This is a genomic window from Streptomyces sp. NPDC107581, assembly GCF_055657175.1.
This window is the reverse complement of the sequence record NZ_JBVKBH010000017.1, coordinates 213,919-232,031: the sequence shown is the minus strand read 5'-3', so window position 1 is coordinate 232,031 and position 18,113 is coordinate 213,919. Positions and strand designations below refer to the sequence as shown.

The following is an 18,113-nucleotide window of genomic DNA, read 5'->3' as shown; positions in this document are numbered from 1 at the left end:
CGGTCAGCTGGCGCGCAGTCCGCGGTGCAGGACGCGCAGCCCTTTGTCGAGCTGGGTGCGGTCGATGGTCAGGGGCGGCATCACCTTGATGACCTCGTCGTAACGGCCGCAGCGCTCGACGATCAGGCCGTGGCCGAAGGCGTAGCGCTGCACCCGTTCCGCCCGGGGTGTCCCGCCGCAGCGCCCGGTGTCGATGCCGAGGACCATGCCCCGGCCCCGCAGACCGAGATCGGGGTCGAGTCCGGCGATCTCGGCGCGGAACAGGTCGAGGCGTTGCGATGCCTCGGCGAGGCCGGTGCGGAATCCCGTCTGCTGCCAGAGTTCGCAGGCCGCGGTGGCGGCGACGAAGGCGAGTTGGTTGCCGCGAAAGGTCCCGGTGTGCTCACCGGGCTCCCAGACGTCGAGGTCACGGCGGAACAGGGTGAGGGAGAGCGGCAGGCCGTAGCCGCCGATCGACTTGGAGACGGTGACGATGTCGGGGACGATCCCGGCGTCCTCGAAGCTGAAGAAGGTGCCGGTGCGGCCGCAGCCGGACTGGATCTCGTCCAGGATCAGCAGGACCCCGTACTGCTCGGTGACGGCTCGCAGCCGGCGCAGCCAGTCCCGGCTGGCGGGGTAGACACCGCCTTCCATCTGCAGGGGCTCGACGATGACCGCGGCGGGCGGTTCGGTGCCGGACGACGGGTCGGCCAGCAGCCTCTCGACGAGCCCGATGGAGTCGAACGGGCCGAGCGGGCCGTCCTCGAAGGGGACGAAGGTCACGTCCTGTCCGCCGACCCCTCCGGCCCGGCGGGCGCTGCGGCTGCCGGTGACCGCCAGGGAGCCGCGCGACATGCCGTGGTAGGCGCCGGTGAAGGCCATCAGGCCGGATCGGCCGGTGGCCTTGCGGGCGAGCTTGAGCGCGGCCTCCACGGCGTCGGTGCCGGTGGGGCCGCAGAACTGCACCTTGTAGTCCAGCGCCCGGGGCTCGAGCACGACCGAACTGAAGCGGGTCAGGAAGTCCCGCTTGGCGACGGTGTACATGTCCAGGCCGTGCATGATGCCGTCGGAACCCAGGTAGTCGAGCAGCCGCTGCTTGATGAAGTCGTTGTTGTGCCCGTAGTTGAGGCTGCCGGCTCCGCAGAAGAAGTCGATGAAGGTCCGCCCGTCCTCGGCGAGCAGCTGGGCCCCCTTGGCCCGCTGGAACACGGCTGGGAAGGTACGGCAGTACATGCGTACCTCGGACTCCAGCTTCTCGAAGACGGAGACGTCGTCAGCTGTTGCGATGGTCATCGGAGGTCCTTTTCACGGTCGGACGGGGGCATCGGCCGGCCTGACGCGCGCCGTGCCCTCGGTCTGGCGGCAAGCTGTGGCATGGGACCGCTGTCCGACATGCGGGGGTAGTCGCCCAGGGCAGCGGCCAGGGCGGCCACCGTGCTGTGGTCGAAGAGCGCGCGCACCGGTACGTCCAGGCCGAGGGCGGCCCGCAGCCGGACCGACACCCGGGTGGCGAGCAGGGAGTGCCCGCCGAGCCGGAAGAAGTCGTCGTAGGCACCGACCCCGGTGACGCCGAGGACCTCCTGCCAGACGTCGGCGACGGTCCGCTCCCGCGGAGTGCGGGGTTCGACCGTCGAGGCGTGCGCGGCGGTCCGTGGCCCGGGCGCCGGCAGTGCGTGCCGGTCGACCTTGCCGCTGACGGCTCTGGGGAGATCGTCCAGCCACACGAAGGCGGCAGGGACCATGTACTCGGGCAGGGACGGCAGCAGGAGGGCGCGCAGCTGTGCGGCATCGGGCGTCCGGCCGCCGTCCTCCGCCACCAGGTACGCGGTGAGCTGGAGTTCACCGGAGCCGTCCGGGGTGGGGTGCACCACGGCGGCGCGGATGCCGTCCTGTGCGAGCAGGGCGGCATCGATCTCACCCGGCTCGATCCGGTGACCGCGGATCTTGACCTGGTGGTCCCGCCTGCCGAGGATCTCGATGGAACCGTCGGGGCGCAGCCGGCCGAGGTCACCGGTCGCGTAGAGCCGGCCGCCAGGGGTGTCCGCGTGCGGATCGGGCAGGAAGACGTCGGACGTCTGGCCCGGGCGTCCGTGATAGCCCCAGGCCAGGCCGCTGCCGCCGATGCAGATCTGCCCGGTGCCACCCGCGGGCACCGGCTCCAGGCGGTCGTCGAGCAGTCGGACGGTGGTGTTGTCGAGGGCCGACCAGTCCAGCACCCGGCCGTCGGCGGCGTGCCGGGCCGCACTGGTCCAGATGGTGGCCTCGGTCGGCCCGTACAGGTCCTGCACGGCGGCGCCGTCCGCGGCGAGCGCTCGGACCAGATCGGCGTGCAGCTTCTCTCCGCCGGAGAGGACCGTCATGTCAGGTCCCGGCGTCCAGCCGGCGTCGGTCAGCATGCGCAGCACGGAGGGAGTGGCCTGGAGCACGGCCGGACGGGTCCGCTGGATCAACCGTGCGAGACGTTCGGGGTCCCGGGCCTGCTCGGCGTCGGCCAGCACCAGCTCGGCCCCGGTCAGGGCAGGCAGGCACAGCTCCAGGAGCGAGGGATCGAAAGAGACGTTGGTGAGGCCCATGATCCGGGTCCCGGGGCGTGCGTCCAGTCGACGGGCCATCGCGTGCAGGAAGTTGGCGAGGGCGCGGTGCGGAATCAGCACGCCCTTGGGCCTGCCGGTCGACCCCGAGGTGTGGAAGACGTAGGCGAGATCACGCGGGCCGGTGGTGCGCACGGGGCGATGCGGCGACGGCGCGGCCGGCTCCGGGTGCCCGCTGCCGAGCAGCACCGTGACGACCCGTGTCCCGGCCAGGTTCCCGGCGAGGGCGGGCTCGGTGACGGCGACCCGGGCGCCCGTGTCGTCGAGCAGGTAGGCCAGGCGCAGGGGCGGGTGCATCGGATCGAGCGGGACGTACACGCCCTCCGCCTTGAACACCGCGAGCAGGGCCACCAGCACTCCTGTGCCCCGCTCCAGGTGGACACCCACGGGCACGCCCGGACCGACGCCCAGCTCCCGCAGCCGGTCGGCCAGCCGATCGGCGCGTGCGTCCAGTTCGGCGAAGCCGAGCGTTCCGTCGGAGGACCGGACGGCGATCGCATCAGGGGTGGCGCGGGCCTGCCGCTCGAACAGGTCGGCGACGGTCGGCTCGGGCACGGCGGCCGTGGCACCGGTGCCCAGTTCCAGCAGACGGCGGCGCTCCTTGCCGGGCAGTGGTGCCACTCGGCCGAAGGCCTCGGCCAGCGGTCCGTCCGGCGCGGCCAGCGCGTGGCGCAGCAGATCCACGTAACCGCCGGCGAGTTGCACGGCGGTCACCGGGTCGAACAGCGCGGTCGCGTACTGCAGACGGCCGGACAGGCCGCCGTCGGGACGGCCGATCAGATCCAGTACCAGGTCGAACGGTATGCCCGGCAGCGGGGTCCGGACGACCTTCGTGACCAGTCCCGGGAGCGCGGGTGCCTCGGGTTCGGCGTTCAGCAGCAGGAAGGACACCTGAACCAGCGGATTGCGGGCCAGATCCCGTTCCGGCACCAGCTCGGTGACCACGCGTTCGAACGGGGCGTCCGCGTGGGAGAAGTCGGCGAGGGTGGAGTCGCGGACACGGCGGACCAGTTCCTCGAAGGACGGCCGGCCGGAGAGATCGGCGCGCAGGGCCACGGTGTTGACGAACGGCCCGATCAGATCACGGGCCGCCGCCCGGCCCCGGCCCGCCACCGGGGTCCCCACGGCGAAGTCGGTCCGGCCGCTGTAGCGCCCGAGGAGCGCCTGGAACGCCGCGAGCAGCACCATGAACCTGGTGGCCCGGTGGGCGCGGGCCAGCCGGTCGACGCCGGCGACCAGCTCGGCCGGCACGGTGAACCAGGACTTCCTGGCGTCGCCGTCCCACAACGCCGGTCGGGGCCGGTCGGCAGGCAGCTCCAGCGGGCCGACCCCGTCCAGCCGGGACCGCCAGTACCGGGAGAGCCGGGCGAGCCGTTCGCCGGACAGCAGCTGACGCTGTTCGACCGCGACGTCGCCGTACTGCAAGGGCAGTTCGGGCAGATCCGGGACGGTCCCCTCGACCCGCGCCCGGTAGCCGGCGGCGAGCTCGCGGATGAGCACGGTCCAGGAGGAGAAGTCGAAGGCGATGTGGTGCACCACGACGACCAGCAGGTGATCGTCGGGGGCGATCCGCGCCAGCGTCGCGCGCAGGGGCGGGGCCGCCGAGAGGTCGATCGGGTCGCGCAGCTCACGCTCGACGAGTGCCGCGATGTCCTGCCGGCCGGCTCCGACGGCGTCGATGCGCCGCAGCGGCGTCCCGGCCTTTTCGTGGACGTGCGCCACGGGTTCCCCGTCCACCGCGGTGTACCGGGTGCGCAGCACCTCATGCCGGTCCACCACGGCGGCCAGGGCGCCGGCGAGTGCGTCCGGGTCGAGCGCGCCGTGGATGCGGAGGGCCAAGGGGAGCAGCAACTCCGTCGAGTCGGGCCGGAGTTGGTCGAGGAACCACAGCTGTTGTTGCGAGAACGACGTGGTCCGACTGTTACCGCGGTTCACCGGCTCACCTCCAGGGTAGGGAACGGGGCGCTCAACCCCCGGCGGTCGCGGGGGACACTCCGCGAGCGTGCCGGGTGCGTGTGCGGGGCAGTAGGGAAGAAGCGGCAGCGTTCGCGTCCTGCGGATGCCGGGGGCGCTGCGCCGACGTCTCTGTCGGCGGGACCCGCACGCCGGCCCGGCCGGGGCTTCAGATCAGCCCGGACCGTACGGCTTGCGCCACCGCGTGGGAGCGGTTGCGGACCTGCAGCCGGCTCATCAGTTCATAGATCACGTTCTTGACGGTGTGCTGCGAGCAGGACAGGGCCCGGGCGATCGCCGCGTTGTCGTACCCCTCGGCGATCAACGACAGCACCATCGTCTGCCGGCCGGTGAGCGGCGAGTCGGTGACCGGCCAAGGAGGCGGGGTGTCGGCCCCTTCGCCCTCGCCGCGGAGCAGTCCGAGGAGGACGGCGTACGGGATCCGGGCCTCCCCCTGATGGGCGTAGCGGACGGCGGCGAGCAGCCGTTCGGGGGCCGCTTCGGAGGTCTGCAGCATCGCGGACGCCTTGGCGCGCAGGGCGCGTCGGACACCCGGGGCGGTGAAGGTGTCGACGACGAGCAGCAGGTGCCGCCCGCCGGGACGATCGGCCGCCGGGCAGTCGTCGAGGGCCTCGTCGACCGTGCGGCCCGCTGCCACCAGCACGGCGTCCTCGGACCAGGTCCTGGCCAGGTCGACGCCGGCCCGCCGCAGGTTCGTCGCGACGACCTTGGCCACCCTTCCGCCGGCCGTACCGAGATGTGCGCGCGGGCGGGTCATCGTCGACAGAGCCGTCACAGCAGCCCCGCCCGGAGTGCGAAGGCCACGGCGTGTGCACGGTTGCGCAGTCTGAACCGCTGGGTGATGTCCCGCAGCACGGTCGTCACGGTCCTGGTCGAGTAGCACAGCCGCTTCGCGATCTCGTCGGTCTCGTGGCCGTCGGCGACCAGCGAAAGCACCGCGCGCTCCCGGTCGTCCAGCACTCCCCGGGCCGCACCGTGCAACTGTCCTTCGGAGCCCGCTGCGTCGGGGCCGGCGCCGAGGTCTTCGAGCAGACGGTCGATCAGGTCCGGTGGCACCGTGCAGTCGCCGCCGACCGTGGCCAGCACGGTGCGCACCAGACGTTCCGCGGTGACCTCGCGACGACGCAGAAGCGCGCGGGCGCCGATGGTGATGGCGCCGAGGGCTTCGGAGGGGCCCAGGTCCGATGCCATCAGCACCACGTCCGGCCGGTGGGCCGCGTTGCGGATGCTCCCCACCAGGTCCAGCTCCTGCGGGCCCAGCAGGTCGACCACCACGACGGTCACCCGGGCCGGCTCCGGCGGGGTCACCACAGCGATGTCCGGGCTGCCGGACAGGGTGCTCACGGCTCCGGCCTCCAGGAGCGGATCCAGGGCCACGACGGTGATGGGCACGGGATCGCCCATGGGGAACTCCTTGCTCGGGACAGGGGCAACGGCAAGGCCGGAGTCGCCGGCGGCGGTCGGTCCACCCCTCACCCGGGAGGGGAGACGACGCCTTCTCCTCGCGTTCCGGCCGGCGGTCCTCCGTATCGGCGGGGAAACCCGGTCCGGACATCGCCGGCCACGACGGCCTCCCCCTCGGCTTTCCGCGGTCCGCCGGCGGCGCGCCCGCTCAGGGAGAGGCGGACACGACTGCCGAGCGCGGCCGGCGCGGTCGGACCGGCTGACCCAGAAGTTAGGCACCCGAGGTTCGCTTACGGACGAGCACCGGTATGGAATCACTATGTGCGGCCCGTGGGCGCGCGGGCGCTCGTCGACCTGAGGACCTACAGGCCGGTGCATGCGGGCGTGACCAGTAGGTCCGGTGCGGCTCTCAACCGATGCCGGCAGCTGTCGAGGCCACAGACAGGGCCAAGGCGCCGAGCGCGCCTGCAACCCCGCGGAGCCGCAGTCTGCGGCGACACCGTGGACCGCGCGCCGAAGGTGCAGCCGGTCGCCCGGACGAAGCTGGGTACCGCGAACAAGAACCCTCAGGCCGCAGCGACGCGTCCAGGCCACTTGAGAAGGCCGAGTCGGACTGTGCCCGCGCCGCCAGCGGTGCGCCGGTCCCGGAACCGGCGACCTTGAAGATCGGTTACGGGCCGGCCCTCAGAGCGGCCCGTGGGAGACGGCCCCACCTCGCCGTCTCGGGGGACGCTCAGTCGAGACAGAACTCGTTGCCCTCGATGTCCTGCATAGAGATGCACGACTCGTTGTCGTCGTCGGCAGGCAGGAGTCGCACGCGTACCGCGCCGAGCGCGACCAGTCGTGCGCATTCGGCCTCGAGCGTGGCCAGGCGCTCTTCACCCACGAGTCCGGTGCCGGCCCGTACGTCGAGATGCACCCGGTTCTTGACGACCTTGCCCTCGGGAACGCGCTGGAAATACAGTCGCGGGCCCACACCTGAGGGATCGACGCATGCGAACCACGAATCCTGGTCCTCAGGCGGCAGCGAGCGATCGTAATCGTCCCAAGTGGCGAACCCCTGCGGTGGCGGCGGTACGACGTACCCCAGCACCTCGCACCAGAAGCGAGCGACGCGCTTGGGTTCCGCGCAGTCGAAGGTGACTTGGAACTGCTTGATCGATGCCATCGGCCCACCATAGCAAGGGGACTCTGCTGCTCAATTCCCCTTGATCTCAAGCATATTGACGAGAGGGTGGCCCTCCCTGCCAACCACCCTCACGCCAAGGATCAGTCAGGGGACGGACAGCCCTCAGGCCGCCGGCTCCACGGTCAAGTCACCGCTCGTCGTCGACAGATCCAGGCGGTACTTGCCCGACGGGTCATTCTTGAACGCCACGCTCCTGTCGCCGTTGGAGTCGTCCGCCGATATCCGGTACTTGGCAGGCGGTGCGGTGACCGTGAGGTCGCCGCTGGTCGTGCGAGCCCTGACGTCCTGCGGTGTGGCCACCCGGATCGTCACGTCGCCGTTCGACGTCTGCGTGTCGATGCCACCGCCCTTGACGTCCTTGACGTCGACGTCACCGTTGGACGTGCGCAGCTTCACGGGGCCCGTCGCGTTGGTCACCGCGATCTCACCGTTGTTCGTGTGCACGTCGACCGCGCCTGCATCGGTCAGTGTGAGGTCACCGTTGGACGTGCCTCCCGTCACCGGAAGACCGGCAGGCACGGTGACGACGTAGTCGACGCCGCATTCGCTGCCGCAGCCGGACAGCGTCAGGACCCCGTCCCTGACGCGGAAGGACGTGCCCCCCGGCTTGTCACCGCGGTAGTTGACCTTCCGGTGCACGGAGATCGTGGAGGTGCCGGCCGAAGCATTCACCTTCACATCCCCATTACCGCTGTCGAGACGGATCGAGGTGACTCTCTGAGCCACCTTGGCGTCGTCCTTGAAGGTCTTCTGGCCCAGGGCCGAGCACGCGGACAGCCCGCTGACCGTGAGAGCGGCCAGAGCCACAGCTGTAAGAGCGCGCGTCTGTGGGCGTCGCATGGAAATCCCCCGTGTGGAGCGAGTCGAATCGTTGATCGGTCACCGCGATCCTACGCAGCCACTCTCCAGCCCTCACTGGGGAAAACCCCCCAATGCCAGGACCGGGTCGACCTCCACGGCCGCCGCCGCGGGCGCTCGCGAGGTACTGCCGCACCACCACATCACCGCCGCCCGCCACGATGCTCCGCTTCACCGGGGGATCGTCACCCGTAGCAGCGCACATACCGCTTCCCAGGCGACAGGAGGCCGAAGACAAGGCGCACACCTTCAGGCTCGCCCCTGTGGGTGTCCCGGGTCTCGGACGGCAGGCTCCCTCTGCTCCCTGACGGCCTGCGGGCGCCCCGCTCATCCCTATGCGGTCCCTGAGGAGAATCCGTTGTTCGACGCTCTCGACATAGCCCTCGGGGACGAGGATTACTACGCCCCGCTGGCAACCACCAGCGACACCGGGCAGAAGTACGTCCCGGCGCGGGTGCCCGATGGATGGCAGCGCACCGACAGGGACATCTGGACGGGCTGGAGCCATCCGCGCGGCCAACGGGCCCCGCAGGGCTGGAAGATCCATGTGTCCGCCCGTCTGGACCGTGCTCAGCACGTCCTCGATACGGTCGCGGACACCTGCTTCGCCGGACAAGTCCCGTTCAAGCACATCGCTGCCCGGCGGTTCTTCCTGTCCCTGCATCACAAACACGCCAACCGGGCACAGGCCGGAAAATTCTGCGCCGTCTATCCGCACGACACCGAAACGGCGCGCCGGCTCCTCGACGCCTTGTCCGCCGTGCTGGACGGCGAGGAAGGCCCTTACATCCTGTCCGATCGCCGCTACCGGGATTCACGGACCGTCCACTATCGCTACGGCGGATTCGGAGGCAAGAGCCGGCTGCTGCCCGACGGCACCAGGGAACCGCTCATCCGTGACGGCTTCGGACGCGATGTGCCCGACCTGCGTCAGCCCGCCTTCATCCTCCCCGACGGCGTCACCGACCCCTTCGTCACCGAGGAGCCCGCACAGCACTCCGGGCCGATCGTGATCCGCCACTACGAGATCGTCAAGGTGCTGCAGCCCAGCAACGCCGGAGGGGCGTACCAGGCGGTGGACACCCGCGACGGACGCGTCGTGTTCATCAAGGAAGCACGCGCCCACAACGGCTACACCTGGGACGGCATCGGTGCGCAGGAGAGACTGCGTCGCGAGTACGAGGTCCTCACGGCCGTCCACGCCGGAGCCCCCGGAGTGTGCCCGCAACCCCTCGACCACTTCACCGAGTGGGAGCACGACTTCCTGGTCACCGAACACGTCGACGGGACGCGGCTGCAGCATTGGGTGGGCAGCAACTCGCCCATCGCCAAGCCCGACTGGCCCGCACCGGATCCCGCCGGCTACTTCGAGGCATGCCGTCGTATCCTGCACAGTCTGGACGAGACCCTGGGGCATCTGCACGGCCTGGGCTACCGGTTCGGAGACCTGAGCCCGGGCAACGTCCTCGTCACCGCCGAAGGCCGCGCCCGACTGGTCGATTTCGAGTCCGCGACACCGCTGACCGCGCCACCGGCCGCCATGGGCACGCACGGGTTCACGCCGTCCCGCGAAGTGAACGGGACCGACACCGATCCCCGCCTGCGCGACCAGTACGGCATGGCCGCCCTCGCCCTGGCGCTGCTCGCCCCTTGCCTCCAGGGGGAGGTCGAGTGGACTGCGTCCCGTCTCGCGCTCCTGCGGCGCGATCTGGCCGTCACCGCCGTGCCGCCGGCGGACATCTGGGCGCGGGCGACCGCCTTCCACCGTGCGGACAGCACTCGTGCCGGCGGTTCTGCCCCTCGCCCCGAGCCGGCGGAGGTCGATGCCGATCCGGAGGGCTGTCTCGCCGCTCTCGTCGAGCAGGTGGCCGCCGGACTGCTCGAAGCGGCCGACACCGACCGGCCCGACTGGGTCTTCCCGCCGTCGCCCGGAGCATTCCAGACCAACACTGTCTGCGTGGCCTACGGCACCGCCGGAGTGGTGCACGCCCTGCATCGGGCAGGTGTGCCGATCCCGGAGGAGGTGGAGAAGCGACTGGTCCTGGACGCGCTGGCGCTGCGTGACGAACTCCCGCCCGGTCTGGACGTCGGACTGGCCGGAATTGCCAGGGTCCTGGCGCAGCTGGGCCGCCTGGAGGAGGCGGTCGATCTGCTGCAGAGCGCAGAGGACCATCCCCTTGCCCGCACCTGCACCACACTGGCGGGCGGCCGGGCCGGAATCGGTCTGAGCCTGCTTGCCCTGCACCGTCGCACACACGACCCCCGGCACCTGGAGCGGGCGGCGGCTGCCGGGGACGCGATCCTGGGTACCGCTGACCTGCTGCCCACCCTCGGCGAGCATGATGCGAGGGGACTGTTCCACGGCCGTGCCGGACTTGCCCTGTTCCTCCTCCACTTGGCCGATGAAACAGGGCAGACGGAATACCTCGAAGGCGGCCACCGGCTGCTCCACGAGGAACTGGACCGCGCGGTCACGCTGCCCGACGGCGGCCTGTCGTACGCCGACAACGCCGTGATCAAACGCGCCATGCCCTACCTGGCCGTGGGCTCCGCAGGCGTGGCCACAGCACTGGCCCGCTGCACGGCGATCGCCCCGGACGACCGCTGCAGCGCGGCACTGCCACTTCTCGTCGCTGATGCCCGGAAGACCTGCGCACTGGAACCGGGCCTGTACACCGGACTCGCGGGACTGGCCTACTTCCTGGCCGACCACGCCGAACTCACCGGCAGCGCGAGCGATCGCGAAACCGCCGTACGCGTGGCGACAGGACTGCTGAAGCACGCCGTCCCCCACGGCCGCGGAGTGCGCTACCTCGGCGCGGGCGGGTTCCGGTACTCCGCTGATCTGTCCGCGGGCGCCGCAGGAGTGCTCCTGGCAGTGCAACGCGTCCTGCACGGCCCCGACGACGAGTTGTTCACCTTGGGCCGCGGCGCACACACGTCGTGCCTTTCCTCCACGAAAAGTGAAGGGCGATCAGGATGACCCGATGGACCGGACAGAGCTGACGAACCTGATGACCCGGATGGACCTGATGACCCGGATGGACCGGATGCCCCGGACAGATCGGATGGACCGGATCCTTGCCCTTCAGCAGCTCCGTGCCGAGCAGGAGGAGACCTCCGGGACCTGCGCCGGCCTCGCCCGGAGCGGCAGAGCCGCAACGCACCGACTGGTGGCGGGCCGCGGGCTCCCCGCCGGCGGTCTGTCGCCCCGATCACTCTCGACTGACCATCACAGTCGTGAGATCGACCACCGATCGAGGCTTTCTGCATCGCAGGGGCCCTGGTCGGCGGCGCCGCCCACGCCTTCAGCGGAAGGCTGGGCGGCCGACTTGGAAATGGTCGCGATCCAGCGCGGCGTCGTCGCGCCGTGACCACCCACAGAAAGAAGGTTGATCAGATGTCCCAGATTCTCGCTCTTCAGCAGCTCGATGCCGAGCAGGAAGACACCTACTTTCCCTGCTTCAGCATCTATGCGAGCAAGTTGACCAACCCGTCCACGACGACGGAATGACCGTCGGCGGAGTCGGCGCTCACGCCTTCGACGGAAGGCCGGACGCCGCGGTTCCGCCGGTGTTCGCGGTCCTGCACAGCCGTCGTCGCGTCATGACCGTACGGAAAGCGAAGGGTATTCGGAATGGCCCAGATTCTCGCTCTTCAGCAGCTCGATGCCGAGCAGGAGGAGATCTCCGCTTTTTGCGCCAGCTTCGCCTGGAGCACCAGAGCCGCAACTGAGTGACCGTTGGCGGGCCGCGGGGATCTCCCCGCGGCCCGCCGACCTCTCGACGCACTACCGGTCGGCAAGACGATCACCAATGCTGGGGCTGATGGCCGGCCGCCGGTTGTGTCACTCCGGGTACCGCCGTCCTCCACCGCGGTGCTCTTCCTTCGCGTCGAGCCGTCGAGCCGTCGAGCCGTCGAGCCGTCGAGCCGACCGGGCGGCCCCGCGGGCCCGGCCCCCGGCCGGCCGCAGCGGAATGACTGATCGCCCCGCCACGGAGCCCGCGATGCGATCCTGGCGGAGTGCCCTTGCCGGCGAACTCGATCTGATGCGGTGTGGCCGAGGCCCCGCAACTGGATCTGGCCCGGTGTGGCCGAGCCCCCGCAGCTCGATCTGACGTGGTCCGGGTGAGGCTGCAGGACGGTGCGCCCACCGAGAGCACAACGCCACGGCAATGACCTGCAGGTTGTCGCACACGGGCATGGGCGCGGTGGCAGCGGACCTCCATAAGCGCGGTGGCCGGTCTCCTGTGCAGGCGTCGAGACGTCCCCGACGGTGAACGAGCGGACCCATCATCTTCGCCCGGATCCGGAACGCGGCCCAGATGCTGCGTCCTGTATCTTCCGGCATGATATGCGCGGTTCCGTCAGGCGGGGGAACGCCGGTGGGGAAAGAGGGAGTTGCTTGCTTCTCGAGGATCCGCCACAGGAGAACGGCGCCGAGCTCGTCGGCAGGCGCAGGGAGATGCGGTGTCTCTCCGACGTCGTGCGACGGCTGAGTACCGGTCGGGGCGCCGTGCTGGAGATCACCGGTGATCCAGGGATCGGCAAGACCACCCTGCTGGGACTGTTCGCCCGGCAGGCAGCCGCGGCAGGGGCACGAGTGGCACGAGGCCACGCGGTGCACGGTACGGCGGAGCGCGGTCTGATCATCAAGGAGATCGCGGCCGCCCCCGAGGTACGGCAGCGCCCGGTCCTGTCGGACTCCGGCCTCGCGGCGGATTCCGAGGTGCGTGGCGTACTGCGGGGCTGGGCGGCCGCGCGAGGGGGTGTGCTGCTCCTGGACAACGTGCATCTGTGCGACGAGCAGTCCGCCGCGCTGATCACGAGACTCCTGCGGACACCTCCGCCCGGTCCCTTCGTCATGGTCCTGGCCCACCGTCCCAGGCAGTGCAGCCCCCTGCTGATGGAGGCACTGGAGCACGGTGTCGAGACCGGTGAAGTCATCCGGCTGGCTCCTTCCCCCCTGGACCTTCCGGCAGTCTCCGCCCTGCTCGGCCGCCGGCGGGCCCGAGCCGACAGCTCCGCGCCGGACGCCTTCTCGGGCACGGCGCTGCGGGACCACCAGTTCACCGAGCGGCGGGCCTTCCGGCCATCCATGGACCAGGAGACGTACGCCGAGCAGCTGCACGCGGCTTCCGGCGGCAACCCGCGGATGGTGCTCGTCCTCGCTGCCGCCCGCTGGGATCCCGATGAGTGGCCGCTGACCGCAGGCCCGGACCGTGACGGTCTGCGCCGCGCGGCGCGGCCCCTCGTCGCCGAGTTCACCTCCCGCACCCCTGACGCGGCAACCTCGGCCGGAGTCGCAGCCGTCCTCGGCGATCCCTTCCTCCCCGACGAGGTCGCCGAGATTTCGGGCCTGGGTCTGGAACGGACGCTCACCGCCTTCGCGGAACTCACCGCGGCCGACCTGATACGTCCGCTGCCCTGGGGCGGCCGCTATGCCTTCCGCCACCCGGTCCTCGGCCATGTCATCCTCGAACACGCCTCACCGCCCCTGCGTCTGAACGCCCACAGAGCCGCCCTGGACCTGCTCACCACCCGCCAGGCCCCGGCCGCCCAGCGTGCCCGGCACGCCGAGCACCTGGTGGGCTCGGGCAGCGGCACAGCCCTGCACACCCTGATCGAGGGGGCAGAGGAGGCGATGGCGGAAACGCCCGCCACCGCTGCCCGCTGGTTGCGCCTGGCACTGGACCACGTGCCGGCCGGGACCAGAATCAACGCCACCCGGGTCGTCCTTGCGCTCGACTGCTGCCGGGCCCTGACCGCCGTGGGCCGCCTCCAGGAAGCCCGCTCCCTCGCCCACGACCTGCTGCGGCACCGGTCCGACCTGTCCGATGAGCTGGCGGCCAGGGTCTACGCCGTCTGCGGCGAGGTGGAGCGGCTGCTGGGCCGCTACCAGGAGGCCGAAGCGTTTGTCCAGGCCGCTCTCGAACTGCTGCCCCACCCGTTGCCGGTCCCGCTGCCGGGGCCGGCTGCCGAGCTGATCACCACACACGGGCGGGTTCAGATATTCCGCGAGACCTACGACCGTGCACGCGATCTGGTCCGCGACGCCGTACAGGCGGTGGACAGCGCCGATCCCATGGCGCCCTACCTGCGGGCGATGGCGGCCCTCGGAGAGACCCAGCTCGGCCGGCTGCACGAGGCCGCTCCGGAGATCACCGCGTGCGCGCGCACCGTGGACGTCCTCCCGGACGCCACTGCCTCCTCGATGCCCGAGGTCCTCGGCATGCTCGGCTGCGCGGAGCTGTTCCACGAGCGGTTCCACGATGCCTACCGGCATCTGGAACGAGGTCTCGAGGCCACCACGGGCGCCACCCGCAGATACATCCGGATCAACCAACTGGTGGCTCTCTGCCACCTCGACCAGATGACGGGACGCCTGGAGGAACTCCGCCGACGGGCGCACGAGGCGGAGCAGCTCGCCCGGATGATCGGCGCCGACGAAGCCGTCGGCATAGCAATGACTCTCCGGGCGAACGGACTCTTGTGGATACGGCCGCGCCGTGACTCGGCCCGGCTGATCGAGATCGCCGGGGAGGGGCTCTCCCTGGCCCTGAGCGGCCGTGGCCTGCGGGCAGACGTCACCGTCGGGCTGCTCGCCCACGTTCAGTTCCACGGCGCAGACCCCGCGGGCTGTCTGCGCACCCTGGTGGAGGCAGGCGGCCCGCAGCTGCGACGGCTGCTGCGCCCCTGGCAGCCCTCGCTGCTGGCCCTGGCTTCCACCGCGGCCCTGCGCTGCGGTGACATCGACGCCGCACACAGATGGGCGGACGAAGCCGAAGCCGCCGCCGGAGAACTGTGCCTGCCGGTGCAGCAGCAGCATGTGCGCAGGGCACAGGCGGAGCTGCACGCCGCGGCGGGCAACCACGACGTGGCGGCCGGACTGTTCCACGAGGCCGCGCACTCGTTCCGCCGGGCCGGCCTGCCGATCGAACACGCCTGGACCTTGGTGGCCGGTGCACGCTCCGCTCATGCGGCCCAGGGCACGGACCAGGCACTGGAGTGGCTGGACGCAGCGGCGAAGGTCTCCCGGGCCCGTGGCGCGCGGCGGATCCTGGAGGAGGTCGCAAGGGCCCGGACCCAGCTGCCGGCGACCCGTACGGACGGCACGCCGGCCGCGGTGGCGGCGGACACGACTGCCGACATGGCCACGGCCCTGCTCACCAACCGAGAACGTGAGATCGCCGAACTGGCGGCAACGGGCAAACGCACCAAGGAGATCGCCGAACAGCTCTTCGTCAGCACCAGGACCGTCGAAGCCCACCTCAGCAGCATCTACCGCAAGCTCGGCATCCGTTCCCGGGCGGGTCTGCTGCACGCCCTCAGCCAACCGGCACGCCGGCCGACCGCCTGACCGGCCGCGGCCGAGGGGCCGGCAAGACCGGCACAGAGGATGGTGAGAGGGCGGCCGGCAGACGGTCGGCAAGCGATGATCCGTCACCCATGACAGAGGCGTACTCCAGACCGTGGCAGTCAGACCTTGAGTTTCCGATCGCTCCAGAGTCGTTGATCGCATCCGCCCAGGGCATCGGGGAAACTACGTAGTTCGTGCTGCCACGTACTCCGGGTCTGATGCGGAGGGGCATGCACCCGGTGACACCGGCGTGCTGGTGGCGGCCCGGTTGCCGCCGGTCCGGGTATCAACTCACCTTCCCGGGCCGGACTTGAGCCGTGATGAGTACCTGTACTCATGAACTCCGCCGCCGGCCGAACGATGATGACGGCAGCACACACGCCGGCCGAGAACCGGCACATCAGGAAGTAAGCACCATGCTCACCACCTTGGCCCATGCCGTCGTTCCCGCCCTCGGCCGACTGACGGTGACCACCGGCACGATCCGCGCCATCGCACCCGGCAGCATCGTCGCGCCCAACCACAGCGCACTGGCCGACCCCGGAATCGTCCTTGCGGCTCTGCACCGCCTGGGTGCCGAGCCGGTCGTCCTCGCCACCGCGGGCCTGTGGAGGATCCCCGTTCTCGGCAACTGCCTCACCCGCGAGGGCCATATCCCGGTCCACCGGGGCAGCCGTCGTGCAGCCGAGGCCCTGGACCTTGCGGCACAGGCCATCGCTGCCGGCCGGACCGTGGTGATCTACGCCGAAGGCGGTCTGCCCCGCCACCGGGACTCCCGTGACCGCGAACCCGGGGCCTTCCGCACCGGCCTGGCCCGACTCGCGCTCGCCACCGGCGCTCCGGTCGTGCCGCTCGGACACGCCGGCGCCCGCCGGATCATCTCCGGGGGAGGACCGAAGCAGATCCTCGGCGTGCTGACCGCACCGCTGCGCCGCCCGGCCCTGCACGTGCACATCGGTGATCCGATCCAGCTCGGCGGAGACATCGCCACCGCCACCGCATACGCCCGCGCGGCCGTGCAGGACGCCTGGCGGCGGGCGGTCGGCCAGGTGCAGCCACGGCGTGGTGAGCCTGCCGCGCCTTGTCGGCGGGAGCAGGACGACCGTGACGGGACCGAAGGGGCAACCGACGGCTGATCCGGATACCGGTTCCATACCGATGCCGGACCATGGCCCAACTCCACTCGCCTAGCTTTGCGGCCTGTCGGACTTGGTGGTTTCGGGTTCCAACCCTTCAGCACTTGGCGTGCGGTTCCCGCTGCTTCGGGAGCAAGCGAGCCGCAAGACCTCACCGGACCGGAGTTCACGCGGTCCGTCCGTCCACGGTGTGGTCCACGGAGGAGCATGCGGCGGCTCGGCCGGGGATCTTGTGGCGGCGGCGGAGCGTCGGCCACAGAGGACGCGTCTGCGGAGGAGACCAAGGTCGGCACCCTCTCTGCCAGGACTCGACCGGACGTCCCCTCGACCAGGAGCTTGCCGTGCGACGAGATCTGAGTCTCTTCTGGTGGGGTCAGACCACCTCCGCCTTCGGTTCGGTCTTCACCTCGGTTGCGCTGCCCATCATCGCCATCGTCCAACTGGGCGCCACCCCGGGCCAGATGGGCCTCATCGCCGCGGCCTCCACCGTGCCCGGGGTGCTGCTCGGGCTCCCGGCCGGGGCACTGGCCGACCGGGTCGGACGGCCGCGCAGGGTGCTGCTCGCCCTGGACACGATCTCCGCGCTCGGTGTCGGCACCGTCGCCCTGGGGCTGTCCGGCCGGGTCGCTTCCATCGGCTGGCTGATCTGCTTCGGGGTGCTGCAGGGCCTGCTGTCGGTCCTGAGCGGATGCCTGTACTTCGTCCACCTGCGCAGGCTCGTCGATGCCGACGGCATCGGACGGGTCTGGGCCCGCCTCCAGGCCGGGCAGTACGGGGCAGGTCTCCTCGGCCGGATCCTCGCCGGCCCGGTGATCGTGGCCCTCGGCAGTCCAGCTGCACTGGCGATCGACGCCGTCAGCTACCTGCTCGGCGCGACCGCGCTTCTGGGCATGCGCGCCGCCGACCCCGGGCCGACCACGCCCGGGCAGGGCGAAACAGGGACCTTCCGCGGGGCGGCCACGGGGCTGCGCTTCCTCGTCCGGCACCCCTTCCACCGGGCACTTCTGGTCTTCATCGTCCTGCCGGCCGCAGCCATGACCGGAGTGTCCACCCTGACCGGCCCGTTCCTGCTGCGTACCATCCACCTGCCGGCCGCGTACTACGGCCTTGCCTTCGTGCTGTCAGGGGGAGCAGGCTTGGCCGGGTCCGCCGTTGCCGCCCGTGTCCTCGGCCTCTACCGTGATCCGCGACGCGTCACCATCGTCGCCTTCATCGGCGGCATGGTGTGCTGCCTGCTGCTGCCCATGGCCTCAGGACCGCTCCCGCTGGCGGCGACTTGTGCCGCACTCGGCATCGGACTCCCCATCTTCTTCGAGGCGATCGCCGAAGTCGCCCTGGCCTCGATCTTCGCCACGGATGTCGCCGCGGGTGAGATGGGCCGCATCACTGCGGCACTCCAGGTCATCACTGCCTGCGCGGCGATGCTCGGCTCTCTGGCGGGCGGCACCCTCGGCGACTGGCTCGGCATACGGCCCGCCCTGTTCGCCCTGTGTGCGGGCGCCCTCGCCGCGGCCGCCCTGGCCACCCCACAAGCCCTCCGGTCAGCACGCACTCTCCGTGCAGCCGACCACGCTCACGCCGCCCCTGCCGTTGCTACCTCCGAAACGGCCGGTTGACGGCTC

The 18,113-nt window shown here is 70.9% G+C and carries 11 protein-coding genes; 5 read left to right on the top strand and 6 right to left on the bottom strand.

The features are described from left to right. Positions 1–3: 3 nt before the first annotated feature. The 6 genes from ectB to ACZ7P3_RS34895 all read right to left on the bottom strand — a co-directional run bounded on the left by ectB (position 4) and on the right by ACZ7P3_RS34895 (position 7,944). Entirely contained in the window at positions 4–1,272 is a 1,269-nt protein-coding gene (ectB, locus tag ACZ7P3_RS34920) for a diaminobutyrate--2-oxoglutarate transaminase (RefSeq protein ID WP_472087852.1), read from the bottom strand. Further along, positions 1,269–4,505, bottom strand: a complete 3,237-nt coding sequence (locus tag ACZ7P3_RS34915; RefSeq protein WP_472087850.1) for an amino acid adenylation domain-containing protein — start codon at positions 4,503–4,505, stop codon at positions 1,269–1,271. Before ACZ7P3_RS34915 ends, ectB begins: the two co-directional genes overlap by 4 nt. Positions 4,506–4,692: 187 nt before the next feature. After that, positions 4,693–5,301, bottom strand: a complete 609-nt coding sequence (locus tag ACZ7P3_RS34910) for a helix-turn-helix transcriptional regulator (RefSeq protein WP_472087849.1) — start codon at positions 5,299–5,301, stop codon at positions 4,693–4,695. A gap of 14 nt (positions 5,302–5,315) precedes the next feature. Continuing rightward, complete coding sequence (locus ACZ7P3_RS34905; RefSeq protein WP_472087848.1) at positions 5,316–5,948, bottom strand: helix-turn-helix transcriptional regulator; 633 nt, start codon at positions 5,946–5,948, stop codon at positions 5,316–5,318. A gap of 733 nt (positions 5,949–6,681) precedes the next feature. Beyond that, the gene (locus ACZ7P3_RS34900; protein ID WP_472087846.1) at positions 6,682–7,116 is read right to left on the bottom strand and encodes a VOC family protein; all 435 of its coding nucleotides are present in this window, start codon (positions 7,114–7,116) and stop codon (positions 6,682–6,684) included. Positions 7,117–7,239: 123 nt separating this feature from the next. Next, positions 7,240–7,944: a DUF4097 family beta strand repeat-containing protein gene (locus ACZ7P3_RS34895; RefSeq protein ID WP_472087844.1), complete on the bottom strand. Its 705-nt coding sequence runs from the start codon at positions 7,942–7,944 to the stop codon at positions 7,240–7,242. Between the two features lie 409 nt (positions 7,945–8,353). Here ACZ7P3_RS34895 and lanKC point away from each other — a divergent pair, with 409 nt between their 5' ends. The 5 genes from lanKC (at position 8,354) to ACZ7P3_RS34870 (ending at position 18,107) form a co-directional block, all read left to right on the top strand. Then, positions 8,354–10,978 carry a class III lanthionine synthetase LanKC gene (gene lanKC / locus ACZ7P3_RS34890; RefSeq protein ID WP_472087843.1) on the top strand — a complete coding sequence of 875 codons (2,625 nt, stop codon included), beginning with the start codon at positions 8,354–8,356 and terminating at the stop codon, positions 10,976–10,978. 4 nt (positions 10,979–10,982) lie between these two features. Continuing rightward, positions 10,983–11,369, top strand: a complete 387-nt coding sequence (locus tag ACZ7P3_RS34885) for a hypothetical protein (protein ID WP_472087842.1) — start codon at positions 10,983–10,985, stop codon at positions 11,367–11,369. Between the two features lie 1,031 nt (positions 11,370–12,400). Then, entirely contained in the window at positions 12,401–15,355 is a 2,955-nt protein-coding gene (locus tag ACZ7P3_RS34880; RefSeq protein ID WP_472087841.1) for a helix-turn-helix transcriptional regulator, read from the top strand. Positions 15,356–15,771: 416 nt separating this feature from the next. Beyond that, positions 15,772–16,491 carry a lysophospholipid acyltransferase family protein gene (locus ACZ7P3_RS34875; RefSeq protein ID WP_472087839.1) on the top strand — a complete coding sequence of 240 codons (720 nt, stop codon included), beginning with the start codon at positions 15,772–15,774 and terminating at the stop codon, positions 16,489–16,491. Positions 16,492–16,832: 341 nt separating this feature from the next. Beyond that, the gene (locus ACZ7P3_RS34870) at positions 16,833–18,107 is read left to right on the top strand and encodes an MFS transporter (protein ID WP_472087838.1); all 1,275 of its coding nucleotides are present in this window, start codon (positions 16,833–16,835) and stop codon (positions 18,105–18,107) included. Positions 18,108–18,113 lie beyond the last annotated feature (6 nt).

Excerpts from the sequence above, each read along its gene's own strand:
- ectB (WP_472087852.1), bottom strand. The coding sequence starts at position 1,272 with ATGACCATCGCAACAGCTGACGACGTCTCCGTCTTCGAGAAGCTGGAG.
- ACZ7P3_RS34910 (WP_472087849.1), bottom strand. The coding sequence starts at position 5,301 with ATGACCCGCCCGCGCGCACATCTCGGTACGGCCGGCGGAAGGGTGGCC.
- ACZ7P3_RS34905 (WP_472087848.1), bottom strand. The coding sequence starts at position 5,948 with ATGGGCGATCCCGTGCCCATCACCGTCGTGGCCCTGGATCCGCTCCTG.
- ACZ7P3_RS34900 (WP_472087846.1), bottom strand. The coding sequence starts at position 7,116 with ATGGCATCGATCAAGCAGTTCCAAGTCACCTTCGACTGCGCGGAACCC.
- ACZ7P3_RS34885 (WP_472087842.1), top strand. The coding sequence starts at position 10,983 with ATGGACCGGACAGAGCTGACGAACCTGATGACCCGGATGGACCTGATG.
- ACZ7P3_RS34875 (WP_472087839.1), top strand. The coding sequence starts at position 15,772 with ATGCTCACCACCTTGGCCCATGCCGTCGTTCCCGCCCTCGGCCGACTG.